This is a genomic window from Halobacillus sp. 12SKB (assembly GCF_052941655.1).
The window spans coordinates 129,359-147,698 of record NZ_JBRFWR010000001.1 but is presented as its reverse complement, the minus strand read 5'-3'; the positions used below and the strand labels follow the sequence as shown (position 1 = coordinate 147,698).

Annotated in this window: 16 protein-coding genes and 1 tRNA gene; 12 read left to right on the top strand and 5 right to left on the bottom strand. The window is 43.2% G+C overall.

The features are described 5' to 3' along the window. Positions 1–44: 44 nt before the first annotated feature. The 3 genes from ACQ4XT_RS00755 to sigY are packed head-to-tail and all read right to left on the bottom strand — an operon-like array spanning position 45 to position 1,094. Entirely contained in the window at positions 45–269 is a 225-nt protein-coding gene (locus tag ACQ4XT_RS00755; protein ID WP_446852068.1) for a sigma-Y antisigma factor component, read from the bottom strand. Continuing rightward, positions 266–586 carry a YxlC family protein gene (locus ACQ4XT_RS00750; protein ID WP_446852067.1) on the bottom strand — a complete coding sequence of 107 codons (321 nt, stop codon included), beginning with the start codon at positions 584–586 and terminating at the stop codon, positions 266–268. The genes ACQ4XT_RS00755 and ACQ4XT_RS00750 overlap by 4 nt, the downstream gene beginning before the upstream one ends. Beyond that, complete coding sequence (gene sigY / locus ACQ4XT_RS00745; protein WP_446852066.1) at positions 576–1,094, bottom strand: RNA polymerase sigma factor SigY; 519 nt, start codon at positions 1,092–1,094, stop codon at positions 576–578. Before sigY ends, ACQ4XT_RS00750 begins: the two co-directional genes overlap by 11 nt. A gap of 813 nt (positions 1,095–1,907) precedes the next feature. On the opposite strand from sigY, the gene trpE reads away from it, so the two are divergent. The 8 genes from trpE (at position 1,908) to ACQ4XT_RS00705 (ending at position 10,996) form a co-directional block, all read left to right on the top strand. Continuing rightward, a complete protein-coding gene (gene trpE / locus ACQ4XT_RS00740; RefSeq protein ID WP_446852065.1) occupies positions 1,908–3,416 on the top strand; it encodes an anthranilate synthase component I in 1,509 nt (502 codons plus the stop codon). Next, positions 3,413–4,435 (top strand): anthranilate phosphoribosyltransferase, encoded by a 1,023-nt coding sequence (gene trpD / locus ACQ4XT_RS00735; protein ID WP_446852064.1) that lies wholly within the window; start codon positions 3,413–3,415, stop codon positions 4,433–4,435. The genes trpE and trpD overlap by 4 nt, the downstream gene beginning before the upstream one ends. Next, complete coding sequence (gene trpC / locus ACQ4XT_RS00730) at positions 4,428–5,192, top strand: indole-3-glycerol phosphate synthase TrpC (protein ID WP_446852063.1); 765 nt, start codon at positions 4,428–4,430, stop codon at positions 5,190–5,192. Before trpD ends, trpC begins: the two co-directional genes overlap by 8 nt. After that, positions 5,189–5,845, top strand: a complete 657-nt coding sequence (locus ACQ4XT_RS00725) for a phosphoribosylanthranilate isomerase (RefSeq protein WP_446852062.1) — start codon at positions 5,189–5,191, stop codon at positions 5,843–5,845. The genes trpC and ACQ4XT_RS00725 overlap by 4 nt, the downstream gene beginning before the upstream one ends. After that, positions 5,829–7,019, top strand: coding sequence for a tryptophan synthase subunit beta (gene trpB, locus ACQ4XT_RS00720; RefSeq protein ID WP_446855533.1), 1,191 nt, complete (start codon positions 5,829–5,831; stop codon positions 7,017–7,019). Before ACQ4XT_RS00725 ends, trpB begins: the two co-directional genes overlap by 17 nt. A 1-nt stretch (position 7,020) precedes the next feature. Then, positions 7,021–7,821: a tryptophan synthase subunit alpha gene (gene trpA, locus ACQ4XT_RS00715; RefSeq protein ID WP_446852061.1), complete on the top strand. Its 801-nt coding sequence runs from the start codon at positions 7,021–7,023 to the stop codon at positions 7,819–7,821. A 31-nt stretch (positions 7,822–7,852) separates the two neighbouring features. Continuing rightward, a complete protein-coding gene (locus ACQ4XT_RS00710) occupies positions 7,853–8,443 on the top strand; it encodes an anthranilate synthase component II (protein ID WP_446852060.1) in 591 nt (196 codons plus the stop codon). Between the two features lie 1,140 nt (positions 8,444–9,583). Next, complete coding sequence (locus tag ACQ4XT_RS00705) at positions 9,584–10,996, top strand: sodium:solute symporter family protein (RefSeq protein ID WP_446852059.1); 1,413 nt, start codon at positions 9,584–9,586, stop codon at positions 10,994–10,996. Positions 10,997–11,034: 38 nt separating this feature from the next. On the opposite strand, the gene ACQ4XT_RS00700 is transcribed toward ACQ4XT_RS00705, so the two are convergent. Together ACQ4XT_RS00700 and ACQ4XT_RS00695 are read right to left on the bottom strand one after the other, a co-directional pair. Continuing rightward, the gene (locus ACQ4XT_RS00700) at positions 11,035–13,056 is read right to left on the bottom strand and encodes a methyl-accepting chemotaxis protein (protein ID WP_446852058.1); all 2,022 of its coding nucleotides are present in this window, start codon (positions 13,054–13,056) and stop codon (positions 11,035–11,037) included. Between the two features lie 191 nt (positions 13,057–13,247). Next, a tRNA-Ala gene (locus ACQ4XT_RS00695) sits at positions 13,248–13,320 on the bottom strand. 332 nt (positions 13,321–13,652) lie between these two features. Between ACQ4XT_RS00695 and ACQ4XT_RS00690 the strand changes: the two genes are divergently transcribed. The 4 genes from ACQ4XT_RS00690 to ACQ4XT_RS00675 are packed head-to-tail and all read left to right on the top strand — an operon-like array spanning position 13,653 to position 18,277. Beyond that, complete coding sequence (locus tag ACQ4XT_RS00690; protein WP_446852057.1) at positions 13,653–14,426, top strand: ABC transporter ATP-binding protein; 774 nt, start codon at positions 13,653–13,655, stop codon at positions 14,424–14,426. 15 nt (positions 14,427–14,441) lie between these two features. Continuing rightward, a complete protein-coding gene (locus tag ACQ4XT_RS00685; RefSeq protein ID WP_446852056.1) occupies positions 14,442–16,325 on the top strand; it encodes an AMP-binding protein in 1,884 nt (627 codons plus the stop codon). A 1-nt stretch (position 16,326) separates the two neighbouring features. Continuing rightward, complete coding sequence (locus ACQ4XT_RS00680; protein WP_226587671.1) at positions 16,327–17,211, top strand: branched-chain amino acid ABC transporter permease; 885 nt, start codon at positions 16,327–16,329, stop codon at positions 17,209–17,211. A gap of 4 nt (positions 17,212–17,215) precedes the next feature. Next, a complete protein-coding gene (locus ACQ4XT_RS00675; RefSeq protein ID WP_446852055.1) occupies positions 17,216–18,277 on the top strand; it encodes a branched-chain amino acid ABC transporter permease in 1,062 nt (353 codons plus the stop codon). Positions 18,278–18,340 lie beyond the last annotated feature (63 nt).

The window sequence follows — 18,340 nt, the reverse complement described above, 5'->3', positions numbered from 1 at the left end:
GTGATCACCTCCTTATACGTTTTTTAGTTCATCCCTTTAAAATATTATGGTTTTATTTTTGTATCTTTCCTTTGCCAAACCGTCTTCCATAAGATGAAAAAGATGATGCTTGGGACAGGGAATTGAATGAGCCCTACGATTCCCCACAACCAGGGAGCTTTTCCAATTCTTCTAGCTTTAATAAAAAGAATTGAACTTTGTGTCATCAGGATGAGGGCGACGAGAATCCATCCCCATAAAGGCATTTCTTCAGGACCGTAATGTTTCATTGCCGCATCTCCACCATTTCATAGCGTTCTTTATAAAAGTATCGGATTAAAACAATAATGGAAATGATTTGTGCGAACACAAACAAAAGAGGGACATAGAATAAGCTGAAAATGAGGAAAGAAATGAAAACGAACGCCATTCCCCATAAACATGTCAATTCAAACCATAGCCGTTGGTACCAACGGGCAGTCTGTTCTTTGACGAGATTCTCAAAGTAGGAGAGGGAGGGTTCTGTTACTTCCATTTGTTCATCCGTTTGACGAGCCGATTCCATCAGCCGTTCTTCTAAACTTTTCAATGTCTTTTTATCTGTCATCCGTTTTCAGCTCCTTTCGCAAATACTCAAGTCCATAATGAACCCTGGATTTCACTGTCCCTACTTTTGCCTTGGTCATTTTCGCAATATCTTTATAATCATATCCGTAATAATGCCTTAGAACGAGCGGGATCCGATGGTCGTCCTCGAGTTTCCATAAAGCCTCCTGAACTTCATGCCAGTCACTCGGAAGAGAAACAGGGGAGGAAGTGAATTCTTTTCTCAGCTTCTCATCCAGTTCATATTTTCTTTTTTGCTTTCGTTTGTAATCCAAATATGTGTGTGTAGCAATCTGGATCAGCCATGTAGAGAACTTGGAGCGATGATTAAACTGGTTGATCTTCTGGATGGTCTTGATTAAAGTGTCCTGTGTCACATCATAAGCTAACTGCTCATCCCCGCTCATTTTCCATACATATTTAACGATGAAGCTATAGTATTTTTTCAATAGTTCAGCAAGCGCTTGTTCATCTCCATCCTGTGCTCTCCTGATGAGATCAGAATCCATAAAACATCCCTCATTTCGTTCCCTGACTATAAGACGTTAGCTTTTGTTGATTCGTTCAAACGCAAGATAAAAAATTTCTATTTTCCTTTCTCCCATCATAATTGTTAATAAAAGTCCCTGAAAATGAGCAGAAAAAAATTATTGGACAACCTGGCAGGATTGTGGAAGACTTGTTTTCAATACTTTTGTTGAGTGGATGGGGGCTGCAACAGTGTCTCGAAACCACTTCCCGAATAACCATCTATTCAGTTTGATGGGGTTATAAGGATAATACTCCCATACCCAGGTATTTTAATTCTGAAAGCTTGATACAGAGCGTTTTATGCTTTTAACAATCCGGTTAGCGGAAGACAATCCAACTCGGTTAAGGGGTTCGTTTTTTACATACATCGAATGGGGTGGTTGGGCGACGGAGCTAGACGAGCAGCTTCCCAGCCACCCCTGACTCCCATTATGGCAAACGAAACACGAAAAAATCTCGAGAGTCTTCAACAAACGAGAGCTTATATGGAATGACCATTGATGTTTATGCTTAAGAATTATTGGAACAGACTGGTTGACTTTATTATCTGAATTTTATAGACTATTGGAAAGATATTTTTAAAAAGTGGCTTTGTTACAAAGTCGAAATAAGCAAGTTGAGTAGAGAATGAGTTGAGTTGAGGTATAGGATGAGCTGAGCTGAGTGAGCGAGGAATCTTCGGACGTAAGGAGCCGACGGATTGCCTGGCCGATTTTCACCCCTTTTCTATCCACTCGTTTTCATCCCTCAACGTCTCATTCTCCATGATTTTAATGGAGAGGTGAGCCTTTATGACCACTTTTAACACATTTCAAAGCGATGCTGAAGAGCATCAGACCATCCCGATTACACAATCGTTTTATACGGATACGTTAACACCGATTCATATGTTTCATGCACTGAATCATGAAGCCGTGTATATGCTTGAGAGCCAGGATCCTGAATCGCCATGGTCGAATTATTCCTTCCTTGGCCTTGACCCAATGGTGCAAATCAAAGAGGAGAAGCAGCAGTTCCAAATCAAAGACTTTGACCAGAACGATGTCACGCATTCTGAAGACTTCAAGTCTGCTTATGAGAAAGTACTGGCAAAGCTTGATGTGAAACAGCCACCAATCGATCTTCCCTTTAAAGGGGGAGGAGTCGGTTATATAAGCTATGATGCAATTTCGGATTATGAACCTGTAGAGAGAGCCATGGTGGATGAGTTGAATCTGGCTAATTATCATCTGCTTTTTTGCAAAACATTAATTGCTTACGATCATAAGACAAAAGAAACGACGATCTTATCCTTCGCCAGAAAGGAAATGGATCGACCATTAGAAGAAGTTTATTCTGAAACGAAAAAGCGTATTGAATCCATTATTAATAAGCTGCAGAAGGCAGACACACTTCCTGATTTAATGCTTATTGGAAATGAAACAGATGACGAATCCTTCCAGTTAGACAGCAATTATCAACCAGAAAAATTCAAAGCTGATGTGGAAAAAATCAAAGAGTATATCCGCGCGGGAGATATCTTTCAAGCGGTTTTATCTCAACGTTTTCATACAGTAACGGACCGAAGTGGATTTGAACTTTACCGGGTGTTACGGAGAGTGAACCCTTCCCCGTATATGTTTTATTTGAAAATGGATGAGGTGGAAGTCATCGGAAGTTCACCTGAACGACTCCTTGAGGTCCGTGATCGAAACCTTGAAATCCATCCCATAGCTGGAACGAGAAAAAGGGGACGAACCAAAGAAGAAGATGACGCACTTGCCGAAGAACTTCTTCAGGACGAGAAAGAGTTAGCGGAACATCGGATGCTCGTAGATTTAGCACGGAACGATATCGGCCGCGTAGCTGAATATGGAACGGTACAGGTAAGTGAATATATGACAATCGGACGCTTTTCGAAAGTCATGCATATCATCAGTAAAGTGACCGGTCGATTGAAGGAGAGTGTTTCTCCAATCGACGCCCTGATTTCCTCCTTTCCGGCTGGAACATTATCAGGAGCACCAAAAGTACGGGCTATGCAGATTTTGAGAGAGCTTGAACCTACGCCTCGTAACCTTTACGGGGGTGGCATTCTTTATTTAGGCTTTGATGGAAACATTGATTCCTGCATCACTATCCGAACGATGACAAGAACAGGAAAAGACCTCTATATACAGGCAGGGGCTGGAATTGTTGCTGATTCTGACCCTGAAGCAGAGTATCAGGAAACCTTGAGCAAAGCGAGTGCATTGAAGAAGACGATTCAACTAGCAGAGAAGGTATTTGAGAAGAGTGGAGAAGGAGTGGAGACGAGATGAGAGATACATTGAGTAAAGTTGTCGCAGGTGAGGTAATGACAGAACAGGAAGCCTTTGAGACGATGGATCGCATCATGAATGGAGAAGCTACGACCGGACAGTTGATGAGTATGCTAAGCGTAATGCGTTACCGGGGGGAAACAGTTGAAGAAATGACCGGTTTCGTCCGGGCCATGCGTGAGAACATGACAAAGATGGGTACCAATGATCCTGCCATAGTAGATACATGTGGAACCGGCGGCGATGGCGCTTCGACATTTAATATTTCCACAGCTGTTTCCATTGTCCTTGCGAGCATGGGCGTGAAAGTTGCTAAGCACGGGAATCGGAAAGTTTCTTCCAAAAGTGGAAGTGCCGATGTTTTGGAAAAGTTGGGCGTTCCAATTGATACGAGTCCAGAGCAGGGGGCAAAGGCGCTTTCTCAAAAAGGGATGACGTTCATGTACGCACCTCTTTACCATAAAGCAATGAAGCATGCAGGACCCGCACGGAAAGAGTTGGGTTTTCGTACCATTTTCAACTTGCTCGGGCCCATGTCCAACCCTGCAAATGCTAAAAGACAGCTGATTGGCATTTATGATACGAATTATGCAGAGAAAATGGCGAAGACACTAAAAAACCTGGGCTCAACTCATGTGCTCTTAGCAACAGGCAGAGATGGTTTGGATGAAATCACAGTCACAGGGAAAAGTGATCTCGTTGAACTGAAGAATGGGGAAATCACTCGCTTCACGGTTTCACCTGAAGATTTTGGTCTTCCATTAGGTAATTTGAAAGACATTCGTATTTCTGAAACGGAAGAAAGTGCTCAGATCATTAAAGATGTCTTGTATGGCCGTTCAAATGAAAGTGCAACTTCCATTGTGACATTGAACGCAGCGGCGGGGCTTTATGTGGCAGGGAAAGCAGCAGATCTTCAAGAAGGTGTTCATCTTGTTCAAAAAGCGCTCAGTGAAGGCATTACAAGTAAGTACTATGAAATGATTGTGAATGAAAAGGAGAATCGTCAATATGCTTGAAACCATCCTAGCCGTAAAACAACAGGAAATCGAAAGACTATATTTACCAGAAGAGCAATCATTCGCTCATCATTCTCTCTATGAATCTCTGAAGAGCGCACCATTTGCAGCAGGATTAATTGCAGAGGTGAAAAAAGCTTCTCCATCAAAGGGGATTATACGGGAGGACTTCAATCCTGTCCGTATCGCCCATGACTATGCTGCGGCAGGTGTGCAGGCTATTTCGGTTCTTACTGATCAACATTTTTTCCAAGGCCACCGGGATTACTTGACGAACATAAAGAAAGTAGTGGATGTTCCTGTATTACGTAAAGACTTTATTATTGATTCTCTGCAAGTAGCTGAGAGTGCGTATATCGGAGCTGATGCAATTCTGTTGATTGGGGAAGCATTGGAAGCCGATAAGTTGCATGAACTGTATCTTCAAGCCTACGAGCTTGGATTGGAAGTGCTTGTGGAAGTCCACAGTGAAGAAACATTAACTAAAGTACTGAATGAGTTTACACCGAAAATCCTCGGGATCAACAATCGAAACCTTCATACGTTTGAAACGAAACTTTCTCAAACTGAGCGTATGGCAAAGCTTGCACCGAAGGAGTGTTTGTTGGTTTCAGAAAGTGGTATCACCTCCCATGATGATTTACAGAAAGTAGCGGGATATGGGGCTGAAGGTGTGCTGGTCGGAGAATCTCTCATGCGAAAGAAAGACATCAAGGAAGCGGTCCGTCAGTTGTTGGAAGGAGTGAATGTTCGATGAAAGAACCGATTGTAAAATTATGTGGGAACAGATCCTTATCAGACGTAGCCAAAACTTCTTCTTCCCAAGCATCTCACCTGGGTTTCATCTTTGTCAGGAGAACAAAACGATATGTCCGACCTGAATATGTCGGGCGCTGGGTGAAAAAAATCCGACCAAGACAAAAAATCGTCGGGGTTTTCATCGAGCCTACGATTGAGGAAATTGAAGAGATTCTTCATTTTGTACCATTAGATGTCATTCAACTGCATGGGAATGAGACGGTATCTCAGTTGTTGAGAATCAAAGAAGCCTTCGGGCTGCCGGTTTGGAAAGTGGTTCATCATCAATCCAATGGGATTAAACAAATGGAGGTCTTCCGTGGTGTTGCTGATGGATACATTGTGGACAGTAAAGTCGACGGTGCTTCAGGTGGGACAGGAGTACGCTTTGACTGGGATGCTGTGCCCACCTATCAGAAAGAAGCGTATGACCAGGGAGTTGCATGTTTGATTGCAGGAGGAATCAAACCAGAGAACGTCACAGAGCTGTTGCACTATCGTCCGGACGGTATCGACCTTTCCAGTGGAATTGAAATTGGGGATGGCAAAGACATAGGTAAAATTCAAGCAATCATGAAAGAGGTGGAGCAAAATGTTGCAAGTATTTCCTGATATAAAAGGACGCTACGGTGATTTTGGCGGAAAATATGTACCGGAAACCCTAATGGGTCCGTTGCAAGAGCTAGAAGAAGCACTTGATCAAGCGATGGCGGATCCGGCCTTTTTAGAAGAGTACCATCATGTGTTAAAAGAGTATGCAGGACGCCCCACTTCTTTGTCTTACGCAGACAAGTTGACCGGCCACCTTGGAGGAGCAAAAATATACTTGAAACGTGAAGACTTGAACCATACAGGCGCACACAAGCTTAACAATGCCATTGGTCAAGCTTTACTGGCTAAAAGAATGGGGAAAGAGAAAATCATTGCAGAAACAGGAGCAGGACAGCATGGGGTCGCATCAGCTACGGTCGCCGCTAAATTTGGACTTCAGTGTATTGTGTTTATGGGAGAAGAAGATATCCGTAGACAGGAGCTGAACGTTTTCCGAATGAAGCTGCTCGGAGCGGAGGTCGTTTCGGTTTCCAGTGGGAACGGTACCCTCAAGGATGCGACTAATGAAGCCATTCGCTATTGGGTTGCCAACTGTGAAGACCACTTCTATTTAATCGGCTCTGTCGTCGGCCCCCACCCCTATCCTCGGATGGTTCGGGATTTCCAGAGGATTATTGGAGACGAATCTAAACGTCAGTTTTTAGAGGTAGAGAAAGAGCTTCCAGATCGTATTTTTGCCTGTGTTGGTGGTGGAAGCAACGCTATGGGAATGTTTTACCCATTCCTTGAAGACACAAGTGAATTGATAGGGGTAGAGGCTGCTGGGAAAGGAACGGATACACCTGAACATGCAGCGACGCTTTCAAAAGGAACCCCCGGTGTCATTCACGGATCGATGACCTATCTCATGCAAGATGAGAATGGACAAATTACCGAGCCTTATTCCATTTCTGCAGGTCTCGACTACCCTGGAATTGGTCCGGAGCATGCTCATTTATTCCAGACCAAACAAGTACGTTATGAAGCGATAACAGATAAAGAAGCGCTGGAAGCATTGAAGCTTCTGACACAAACAGAGGGAATTATCCCTGCGATTGAGAGTGCCCACGCCCTTGCTCAGGCATTTAAAGAAGCACCTCAAATGAGTCACAATGAAACGATTTTGATCAACCTTTCCGGCCGTGGAGATAAAGATATGGCCACATTGATGGAACATTTCCAGGAGGAGGTTTGACATGCTGACGAAGACATCATTTCAGGGTAAACTAACGAAAACGGAAAATTTGTTCATCCCGTTTATTGTAGCCGGGGATCCTAGTCCGGAATTGACGATTCAATACGCTTTGCGTTTGCAGGAAGAAGGGGCGGATGTTTTAGAGTTGGGTGTCCCTTATTCAGATCCACTTGCAGACGGACCAACGATACAAAGAGCAGCTCAACGTGCATTGAAGTCAGGAATGTCTTTACGTAAAGCCATTGAGCTTGTTCCGAAGTTACGAGAACATGGACTCGAAATTCCAGTTGTGATTTTCACTTATTACAACCCTGTCCTTCAAATCGGGCATGAGGAATTCTTTAAGCTTTTAGAACATAATGGAGTCGAAGGGCTTCTTATACCTGATCTCCCATTTGAAGAAAGTGAGGAAATTCGTAACCAGTCAGAAGAAAAAGGCATTGAATTTATCTCCCTTGTTGCCCCTAACTCTGATCAAAGGATCAAGCAGATTGCGGAACATGCGAAAGGGTTTCTATATTGTGTTTCTTCTCTGGGAGTAACAGGAGAGAGAAAAGAAATGTCTGCCGAAGCTTTGGCCTTCATTGAAAAAGTAAGACAGCACAGCCAAGTTCCAGTAGCTGTCGGATTCGGGATATCAACGAATGATCATGTTCGACTTGTGAGAGATCATGCAGATGGCGTCATCATTGGAAGTAAAATCATTCGATTGATCGAAGCAGAGCTTGAAAATATTGAAAAAGGTAAAATGGACGAAGCTCTCAAACATTTCACCAATGAAATCAGAGCACTCGTTCAGTAAGTTTTGATAGAGCTGAGAGGAGTGGAGCAGAGTGATCTATATGATCGACCACTATGACTCTTTCACCTACAATCTCGTCCAGTATCTTGGAGAGCTTGGGGAAGAAGTCATTGTGAAGAGAAATGATGAGGTAGTAATAGAGGAAATAGAAGAGCTGAGCCCGGATTTAATTTTTCTTTCACCAGGTCCGTGTTCCCCTGGTGAAACTCCGATGACCCTGGATGTCATCGACCGATTCAAAGGAGACATTCCTATCTTTGGTGTTTGTCTTGGTCATCAGGCAATAGCTCAAGTGTTCGGAGGAAGTGTCGTGCGCTCCGAGAAATTGATGCACGGCAAAAGCTCTCGTATTTTCCATGATGGAAAAGGGATTTATGAAGGATTAAGCAACCCGATGGAGGCAATGCGCTATCATTCATTGATTGTAGAGCTTTCTGATTTGCCGGAGTGTTTTGAAGTAACGGCTTCAACCGTCGAAGGGGAATTGATGGGGATACGTCACCTCACATTTCCTATTGAGGGGGTTCAATTCCACCCGGAATCTATTGGTACAGGTGAAGGGAAGCAATTATTGAAAAATGTCATTCAAAACCGTGTGAAAGCCTTTATACCTCGAGTCTAGTATCTATATAATACATTATAAAGCTGGTATCCCTAAAAAAGGTGCCAGCTTTTTTATACTCTCCAACAATAAAGCTCCCTTTACTTGAAGAATCAGTTTCGAGATGCTTTCGGTTTTCGTATACCATAATGGGAGTCAGGGGTGGCTGGGAAGCTACTTGTCTAGCTCCATCGCCCTGGTAGACACTCGCGTCATAAGCAGAACAGCAAAGGATTGAAAAACACATTCCGTTGCCGTCCTGCTTATGCCAGTCGTGTCTACCAGGGCGATGGAGCATTTGAACACTTTCCTGGGAGGGAGCGCCGAGCTTCCTCGGACTGCTTCCTGCGGGATCTCGCCTATCTCCTTCTCCCACGGGAGTCTCGCAGCTTCCCAACCACCCCATCTCATGTAAGGAAAACGAATCCCCGTACCCAGAAGCAGAGCTCCCACTCGTCCAGCCTAAGCAGGCATAAAGCCTCTGTATCAAGCATTTACGTTCTAAATGCCTACTGAGAAGAGTTGATATCATTCACTTTCCTCAACCATACAAGTTTATTTTTCCAATAGTGGTTTCGAGAATCATCCTTGGTGAGACCCCACAGGACGCAGTCCGAGGAGGCTAAAAAGAATAGAGGAAGTTCGATTAAGTTCGGCACGTCCTGTGCCAACATCGAACGACCCCACTTCGTGTGGGGCTCCGCGGAAAGCGAGCTATTCCCCGCAGCCCCACCCACTTAATAAAAGTCTCGAAACTGAGTCTCCACAATCCTGCCATATAGTTAAATAAGAGGGGAGAGGGGATGGTTTTTCTTTTTTTGCAACTTTAAATCCTTAATATTAATGGGTATTTAGAACTAATTTTACTACAAAATTCTGGCGGTTATTTGCTAATTTAACAGAAATTTCGTAAGAATAAAGCAATTCTTGGAAAGGTTGTGGTTATCGCTTTCATAAGAGTATGTGAAAAAATGGAATCACAAAAAAACGCGGAGAATAGCCCTTTTTCACTTGTGTATTTGCCATTTTCACAAAATTAAAATCTATGTTAGTTTTATTATCGTTGTGTTCAAAGAGCGATATCACATCGGCCGATGTTTTTAATAGAACAGCTCAACTAGAACCAGCCAACTAAAAACATCAGGAGATGATTCAGTAGTTATGGAACTGCAACAAGATCCAACTTTGTTATGGTTTATAGCAATCTATGGAATATTAATGGTCGGCATCGGTGTATTCATGTCGAAAAAAGTAGCCGGCAGTGAGGACTTCGTATTAGCCGGTAAAAGTCTAGGACCTTTTGTATTGATGGGAACGCTTCTGGCTACATGGACAGGAAGCGGAAGTATTTCAGGTGGAGAAACGTCAATGGCCTTCTCTTATGGTATTCTTCCTTCTTTGATGATGATGCTCCCAACGTTAGTCGGTATTATCATTCTTTATGTCGTCGCACCTAAAATCCGAGAACACGGGAAATTCACCGTTGCCGGGATTTTAGAGTCAAAATATGGGCGTACATCCCGTAACCTTGCGAGTGTTATTATCATTCTTGCTTATGTCGGTATCGTTTCTTATCAGATGAAAGGTTTCGGATTCATTCTTAACTTGACTACAGGTATGACTGTGCAGACAGGTACAATAATTGGTGCTGCCATGATTATTTTCCTTGCAATGATCGGGGGACTTCGTTCTGTCTCTCAAACGGATGCCATCAGTGGATTTTTGATGGTCGGAGGTTTGATCATTACTGTCCCTACAATCATTATGGTTGCAGGTGGATGGAGTGAAATTGTGGCTAATGTTCCCGAGTCCCACATGAGTGCTACGGGTGGTTTAACAACGATTCAAATGATTGGTTATTTGCTGCCTTCTTTGTTCTTATTACTTGGTGACCAAAACATGTATCAGCGTCTTGCATCTTCCAAAGGAGATAAATCTGCAAAGCGTGCGCAAATGGGTTGGCTGATTGCGATGATCGTCATTTCACCATCCATTTCATTGATCGCCTTCGCTTCCCGTTCCTTATTCCCGGATATCGACCCAGGAATGGCATTGATGGCTACTACAGTAGCAATGCCTGTTGCTATCGGTGGTATTTTGCTTGCTGCAGCGGCTTCCTTTATCATTACGACAGGAAACTCATACTTGCTGTCTGCAGCTACGAACTTGACGTATGACCTTTATGGTAAATATGTAAATAAAGATGCTTCTGACAAGAAGCTTCTGGCTATGACAAGAATCTTCATCGTGGCCCTTGGTGTCTTCGCCTTTGTAATCATCAGTTATTTCCCAACCGTATTAAGTGTCCAAATGTATGCTTACACGGTTTATGGAGCAGGATTGACTCCGGCTGTACTTGCCGTATTCTTCTGGAAACGCGTCAATGCAATCGGTGGTGTATCTTCCATGATTGCTGGTGTGCTGGCAACATTAACATGGGAAATTGTGCTAGGTCAGCCATTTGAAGTGAACAGTGTAGTAGTAGCTGTGCCTGTTGCGGTTATCGTCTTGATTGTCGCAACGCTAATGACTACATCTGGATCTCAGGCCGGAAAGGCTGCAAAAGCTTCATAATTTAAGAAATCCTCCCGTTATACGGGAGGATTTTTTGTTTACTCTTTTACTTTAAACTGGCGAATTTGTTCATTTAATTGTTTAGAAAGAGAAGACAATTCGTCTGCACTATGAGAAACCTCTTCCACGGAGCTGTTTGATTGTTGGGCAGCTGCTGTCACTTGCTCAACACCTGCTGCAGATTCTTGTGAAACAGAGGCCACCTCTTCAATAGAAGCGCTCATTTCATAGCTGTCATCAGAAATCTTCTTAAGCTTGTCGGAAATTTCCCGATTCTTGGCTACCATATCTGTCACAGATTCTTCAATCCTATCAAATGTTTCTCCAGTTATCTTCATTTGTTTTGTGCCTTGTTCGACTTTTTCATATCCATGTTGCAAGGTTGTGACGACATTCGTAGACTCATTTTGAATGCCTGTGACAATTCCAGTGATATCTTCTACCGAATTGGTTACCTGCTCGGCTAATTTACGTACTTCATCCGCGACAACAGCAAAGCCTTTTCCGTGTTCTCCAGCGCGAGCAGCTTCAATAGCAGCGTTCAAAGATAATAGATTGGTTTGCTCTGCGATATCTTGGATCACTTGTACAAGTTTAGAGATTTCTTGGGATTGTTGATCTAGACCAAGTACTTTTTCAACAGCATCTTTGACAATCTGGTCGATGTTCTGCATCTGATTTAACGAGTGCAACATCATCTCACTTCCATCATTTGTCATGGATAAAACTTGTTGAGAAGAGTCCGCAACGTTCTCTCCATTATGTCGTGCCAGCTTGATTTCATTTGCGAACGAATCCATCATTTCAGACAAACGAGAGGAACTATGCGCTTGTGATTCAGAACCAGCCGAAAGTTCTTCCATTGTGGAAGCAATTTGTTCACTTCCTTCGCGAACTTCATCAGCAGATTGTTTCAATCCCCTGCTTTGTTCAGATACAGCTGCTGTTGCTTCTTGCAATTGTTCGATAATTCTTTTGATGCTTTCTTTCATTTCATGCGTGGAAGCTGACAATTGTCCGATTTCATCGTCTCTGTGTTGGATGAGGTCAACTGTCAAGTCCCCTTCTTCGACACGTTTCATATTTTTTTGTAAGTCAGTAATTGGCTGACGAATCCGACGCGCTATCATCACTGAAACGATTACAGATAAGATCAAAATGACTAAAACGGTGATGGTAATCGGTAATAGAACTGCGGCTCCTTTTTCTTCGAGTTCTGCTTTATCTACTGTTCCGACGATGATCCAGCCAGTCGTTTCATTAATCGAGTAACCTAAGGCTTTTTCTTTTCCATCGTATTCGTACGTGATGACACCTGAAGGTTGATCTTGTTCCATAATCTTCACATAATAACTTTCCTCAGATACATCTGTACCTACAAGTTCTGGATCTGGATGGGAAAGGAATGTTCCCTTATCATCAAAAATCGCTGCGTAACCGGAATCGGCGATTTTCACACCTTCCACAAGATTAAGAAGTGAGTTCATATTAAGGTCTATGGAGAAAACTCCCATCACTTCATTGTCATCCACCACAGCCCGGGCTACACTCATAATTGTTTCGTTGGTATTGGTATCCATATAGGGAGCTGTCCAAATAAGGTCTCCGTTTTCGACGGCATCTTTATACCAAGGGCGCTCTCTAGGATCGAACTCAGATGGTAAAGTCAATGTAGAATCAGTAATTGTCTCTCCAGATTCTTCGACGCCCATATAGGCATTTTTAATGATTTCGTTGGAAGATCGGATGTCATCCATACGTCGAATGACGCGGTCTTCTTCAGCAGTATAATTGATGAATGCTTGTTCCTGAGAGTAATGATTGACGATATCTTCTTGAGATTGGAAAAACAATTCGAACGAATCATTTAAGGAGTTCATTTGTTTCTCCACATTGTCGGTCAGTTCATCGGTCGTAATGGAAACGCCGAATGTATAGCTCGCATAACCAATGATGATGCCAGCGGCGGTAATTATAGCGAGGAATGGAATCAAAATCTGCCTCTGCAAGGTTCGATTCCAAAAGGAACCTTGTTTACTCTTTTTTCTTTTTCTTAGCATGGTGTACCTCCGATTCTTATGTAAAATCGATGCTGTTCCTTAACAGCATCGTTCCTATACATTTATCGGACGGTAAATGTGAATTTCAATAGACAGTGACATATTTTATAAGAGAAGCATTCTCTTGTTTATGAAAAGTGAAGATAGAAAAAGCCACCATTTCCAACAGTAGAAATGGTGGCTCAAAGTAGTGGAGCATAGCGGGCTCGAACCGCTGACCTCTTCGCTGCCAGCGAAGCGCTCTCCCAGCTGAGCTAATGCCCCATATATTTTTTCGACAATTATTATTTTATATAGACAAATGGGAAAAATCAAGAGTTTTTTGTATTCTTCTTCCATTGGTAGTTCGTAAAACGAGGGAAGTATCGAATAAAACGGAGCAGGGGTGTAGAATCAGTTGAAATAATTTGAGTGAGGGGGGAGGTGAATGAGGAACCGATTCCACACTTGGCAAATCAAAAGTATAGAATTTTTACATATTCTAACAAAATACTTAATATTCATAAAATTGCAAAAACTATATTGACTTCTCTTATTAAGGTTATATAATACTTTTATAACGATGGTAACGCTTACATAAAGGGGGACCCTCACTTTTGCCTATCTTAGAAATCGAAAATGTATCGTTGCAGTTTGGTGGTGTAAAAGCTTTGGACGACGTGTCTTATCACCTTGAAAAGGGTGAGATCTTTTCTTTAATCGGACCGAATGGAGCAGGGAAGACGAGTATGTTGAACTGTATAAGCGGACTGTACAAACCGACAGCAGGCTCCATCCGTTTTAACGGAAAAGAAATTCTTGGGATGAAACCGTACAAAAGAACTTCGCTAGGTATTGCCCGTGCGTTTCAAAATATCGCTCTATTTGAACATATGTCTGTCCTGGACAATTTGAAGCTGGGACGTCATGTCAAAATGAAAGCGGGAATTTTCACGGGTGGACTTTATTGGGGTGGTGCGGAGAAGGAAGAGGTCGCGCATCGGCATTCGGTCGAGGAAGTGATTGAATTCCTCGAAATGCAGGACATCCGTCATACGCCCGTTGGTACACTTCCTTATGGATTGAAAAAAAGAGTGGAGGTAGGTCGGGCGCTTGCCCTGGAACCTGAATTGATTTTGCTTGATGAGCCAATGGCCGGAATGAATAGTGCGGAAAAAGAAGACATGGCCCGATTCATTTTGGATATGCATGAACTGAATGGAATTACGGTTTTCCTCATTGAACACGATATGGGGGTCATCATGGACCTTTCTGACAAAATCGCTGTCCTGGACTTTGGAAAAAGAATCGGGTTCGGAACCCCAGAGGAAATACAGAAGAACCCGGATGTTATCAAGGCATATTTGGGTGAACAAGAAGTGATCACATAAGGAGGGAATTGTGAAATGACTCACCGAACGCTGCCTCAGCTTTTATTTGAAAAAGCGGAGAAGGAAGGGAGGAAAGTGGCCTTCCGTCAGAAGAATTTGGGCATTTGGAAAGAATGGACCTGGCGTAAATATTGCAGAGAGGTAGAATCACTTGCTCTAGGATTTCAAGAAGAGCTTTCGATTCAAGCAGGCGACCGTATCGGAATTATCGGAGACAATCGACCACACTGGATTGTTACTGAACTTGCAGCCCAGTCGATTGGAGCCATCCCTGTGGGAATATATCAGGATGCTTCGTCTAACGCCCTTGCCCATTACTTACACGAATGTGAACCTAGAATTTTAGTAGTTGAGGATCAGGAACAGGTGGACAAGCTTCTTGAAATCATCGATTCTTTTTCAACCATTGAGGCCATCCTTTTCTATAATGACAAAGGTCTCCGATCTTATTCTCATGACAAACTTATGGATTTGAAAAGTGTACAAGATGTTGGTAGAACACGTGCCAGTGAAGATCCTTCTATTTTTGAGCATCAAATAAAAAAAGTGAAATCGATGGATATTGCTTTCATTGGGTTTACTTCCGGAGTGACACGTCTTCCAAAAGCTGCGACCTTCACACATACCAACCTGATTCAAACGGCTTTATCTATTCATGAAGTAGATGCTGTAAAAGCCGATGACGACTACTTATCCTTCTTGTCTCTCGCTTGGATTTGTGAACAAGTGATGGCGGTCGGACTCTCCCTGACGAGAGGAATGACCATTAATTTTCCTGAAGAACCTTCCACCATTTTAAATGATCTAAGAGAAATTGGACCTCACTTAATTCAAGCACCTCCACGGACATATGAAAACATGTTGACCCGCTTCCAAATTCGAATAAATGATTCCACACGTTTGAAGAAAAAAATATATGAACTTACTGAATCTGGTATAGAAAAATACGCACGAGCAAAATTGAGCAACCGTTCGGTCTCTTTTTTATCGAAGGTGAGTTACTCTTTGAATGACTTTTTCATGTACAGTGCTATACGCGACCATTTAGGACTTTCGCGTTTGAAAAGAGCTTATGTGACCGGCGGCAGGTTAAATAGGGATGCTTTTGAGTTTTTCCAAGGGTTGGGGGTAAACGTGAAACAAACGTATGGAATGACTGAAACTACAGGGTACGCTTCTATTCAGAGGGATTATGAATGGTCGCCGGCAGGTGCGGGGAAACCATTGCCGGGCCTATCTATGAATATAGCTTCCAGGGGAGAAGTGCAAGTCGAAGGTCTTCAGGTTTTTGCTGGTTATTTAGGAGGCCATCCGGTTACGGAATTTTCCACAGGAGATTACGGCCAAATCCTTGATACTGGGGAAATGGAAATCCGCGGAAGAATGGAAGAGCGATTGGCTTTGGATTCGACGGTTGGACAATCCTCCAGTGAGATAGAAACTGAGCTTCGTAAGAGTCATTATTTACAAGAAGCTGTAGTCTTCGGTGAAGGTCGCTCTTATCTGACGGCCATGCTCACCATCCATCGGGCAAGCGTAGGGCGTTGGGCAGAGAAAAATCAAATCTCCTATACAAGCTATCGGGATTTGACGATGCATCCAGAGGTCATTGACCTCATAAAGGATGAAGTTGTTGAAATGATGGCATCCTTACCTGAAGAAAGTCGCATCAAACGGTTCGTCATCCTTCCTGAAGAGTTGCGACTTAGTGAAGGTGAGATGACGTCTACACAGAAAACGGTAAGAAGAAATGTGGAAAAAAATTATAAACGTTATTTAGCTGCGTTATATAACGATGCCGGACAGTTTGATACCCTATCAAATCTAACATCTGAAGAAACGAACGAGGGGGAAATCGTGCCCGTCATCTTATTGGATCGATCACAGGGGGTGGCTTGAGTTGACTTTCTTTATGCAAATGCTGGTCAGTGGAATCGTAGTAGGAAGTATTTATGCGCTCGTAGCATTAGGGTTCGTCCTGATCTATAAAGCTAGCGATGCTCTGAATCTGGCAAATGGAGAATTCGTACTTATCGGTTCGTATATTTGTTTAACACTCGTCACTGCCTTGAAGCTGCCTTTTCTAGTGGCCCTTGCGGTTACCCTGGGCGTATGTGGTGTACTTGGATTATTGGTTGAGAGAGTCGTACTAAGACCGTTACTGAATGCGCCGACCATTTCTGTCATTATGGCGACAATTGGTCTCGGTAACTTGCTCGCAGGGTTGGTCCATATGGTATGGGGACACCAGACGCGCGTGTATCCAAACCTCTTCCCGAACACCCCTGTGACTTTTGGTGAAGTCCTTATTACACCCGTTTATTTATGGTCGTTCATTATTGTTATGGCTCTGCTCCTTGCTTTTACTATCTTCTTTAAATTTTCAAAAATGGGAGTAGCGATGCGTGCTGTTGCCGATGACCTTCAGGCAGCCGCCAGTATGGGGATCAATGTGAAACGAGTATTTGCTATCACCTGGGCGATTGCTTGTATCGTCGCAGCTGTTGGAGGAGTACTGCTTGGGAATATTAACGGAGTGAATGCAACGATGAGCGTGATTGGCCTTACGGTTCTGCCCGTGGTGATACTGGGAGGGCTGGATAGTATCCCTGGAGCCATTGTTGGTGGGTTTATTATCGGCATATTGCAAAGTATGGCGGGTGGATACATCGATCCCCTTGTAGGAGGAGGATTGAAGGAAGTGTTCCCGTTCATTGTCGTTATCTTAATATTAATGATTAAGCCTTATGGCCTCTTTGGAAGAGGTGGAATGGAAAGGGTGTGAGGATTTGAAAAATCCATTTGTCATGGAATGTGGCAATTACAAAACCAAGTACGAAAAGGATATGGCTATTTTTTCAATCAAACGGGTGAAAATCAGGATGCTTGGACTTGCCATTCTAGCCTTCCTGTTCCCTTTGCTGGCTGATAATTACGTGATCGGTCTTGCAACTTTATGTGCAATTGCTTCCATAGGAGCCATTGGATTGAACATTTTGACAGGCTTCACTGGACAAATATCCATCGGGGTTGGAGCCTTCTTAGGTGTAGGTGGTTATACATCTGCTATTCTAACAAGTACGTTAGGCTTGAGCTTTTGGGTGGCTTTGCCTGTTGCAGGTCTTATTACAGCTTCAGTGGGGGCCCTGTTCGGGATTCCGTCCCTAAGATTGAAAGGGCTTTATCTGGCGATTGCGACTTTAGCGGCACAGTTCATCATTTTGTTTATCATTAGCAGGTGGACAGGTTTAACAGGTGGGACTTCTGGTATGGTCCTTCAACGACCATCCATTGGATCGTTTTCCTTTATGTCTGCAAGCAGTTACTACTATTTGTGCCTCATCATTCTGCTTTTTACGATTGTTTATGCTCTGAACTTATTCCGCAGCCGGACGGGTAGAGCCTTTTTAGCTGTCCGTGATCGTGACGTAGCGGCGGAAATTATGGGTGTTAACTTGTTCACTTACAAAGTGCTTTCCTTCGCCATCAGCTCCTTTTTTGTTGGGATCGCTGGCGCATTACTTGCTCATTATACGATGATTGTCAGCCCGGAACTATACAGCATCACAGTATCAATTCAATACTTGGCCATGATTCTTGTTGGTGGTCTCGGGAGTATCCTTGGGTCCATCCTTGGAGCCATATTCATAACGCTTTTGCCTGTGGGCCTTGGTTTTGTCATGGATTATATCGCTGTCTATATGCCGGATATGCAAAACACGTTAGCGGCTTTCCAGGAACTTGCCTTTGGTGCAGCGATCATCCTGTTTCTTATCTTTGAACCAGGCGGGCTGGCACATATATGGAGTAATATCAAAAATTACTTCAAAGTTTGGCCATTTTCTTATTAGTAAGTCGAGGGAGGGTTCTGCACTCTTTACTCAAAACTATAAAACAAATAGAAAGGGAGTCGA

Bases quoted from the DNA above. Each gene is read 5' to 3' on its own strand.
- ACQ4XT_RS00755 (WP_446852068.1), bottom strand. From the start codon at position 269: ATGAAACATTACGGTCCTGAAGAAATGCCTTTATGGGGATGGATTCTC.
- ACQ4XT_RS00750 (WP_446852067.1), bottom strand. From the start codon at position 586: ATGACAGATAAAAAGACATTGAAAAGTTTAGAAGAACGGCTGATGGAA.
- sigY (WP_446852066.1), bottom strand. From the start codon at position 1,094: ATGGATTCTGATCTCATCAGGAGAGCACAGGATGGAGATGAACAAGCG.
- trpE (WP_446852065.1), top strand. From the start codon at position 1,908: ATGACCACTTTTAACACATTTCAAAGCGATGCTGAAGAGCATCAGACC.
- trpD (WP_446852064.1), top strand. From the start codon at position 3,413: ATGAGAGATACATTGAGTAAAGTTGTCGCAGGTGAGGTAATGACAGAA.
- trpC (WP_446852063.1), top strand. From the start codon at position 4,428: ATGCTTGAAACCATCCTAGCCGTAAAACAACAGGAAATCGAAAGACTA.
- ACQ4XT_RS00725 (WP_446852062.1), top strand. From the start codon at position 5,189: ATGAAAGAACCGATTGTAAAATTATGTGGGAACAGATCCTTATCAGAC.
- trpA (WP_446852061.1), top strand. From the start codon at position 7,021: ATGCTGACGAAGACATCATTTCAGGGTAAACTAACGAAAACGGAAAAT.
- ACQ4XT_RS00705 (WP_446852059.1), top strand. From the start codon at position 9,584: ATGGAACTGCAACAAGATCCAACTTTGTTATGGTTTATAGCAATCTAT.
- ACQ4XT_RS00700 (WP_446852058.1), bottom strand. From the start codon at position 13,056: ATGCTAAGAAAAAGAAAAAAGAGTAAACAAGGTTCCTTTTGGAATCGA.
- ACQ4XT_RS00685 (WP_446852056.1), top strand. From the start codon at position 14,442: ATGACTCACCGAACGCTGCCTCAGCTTTTATTTGAAAAAGCGGAGAAG.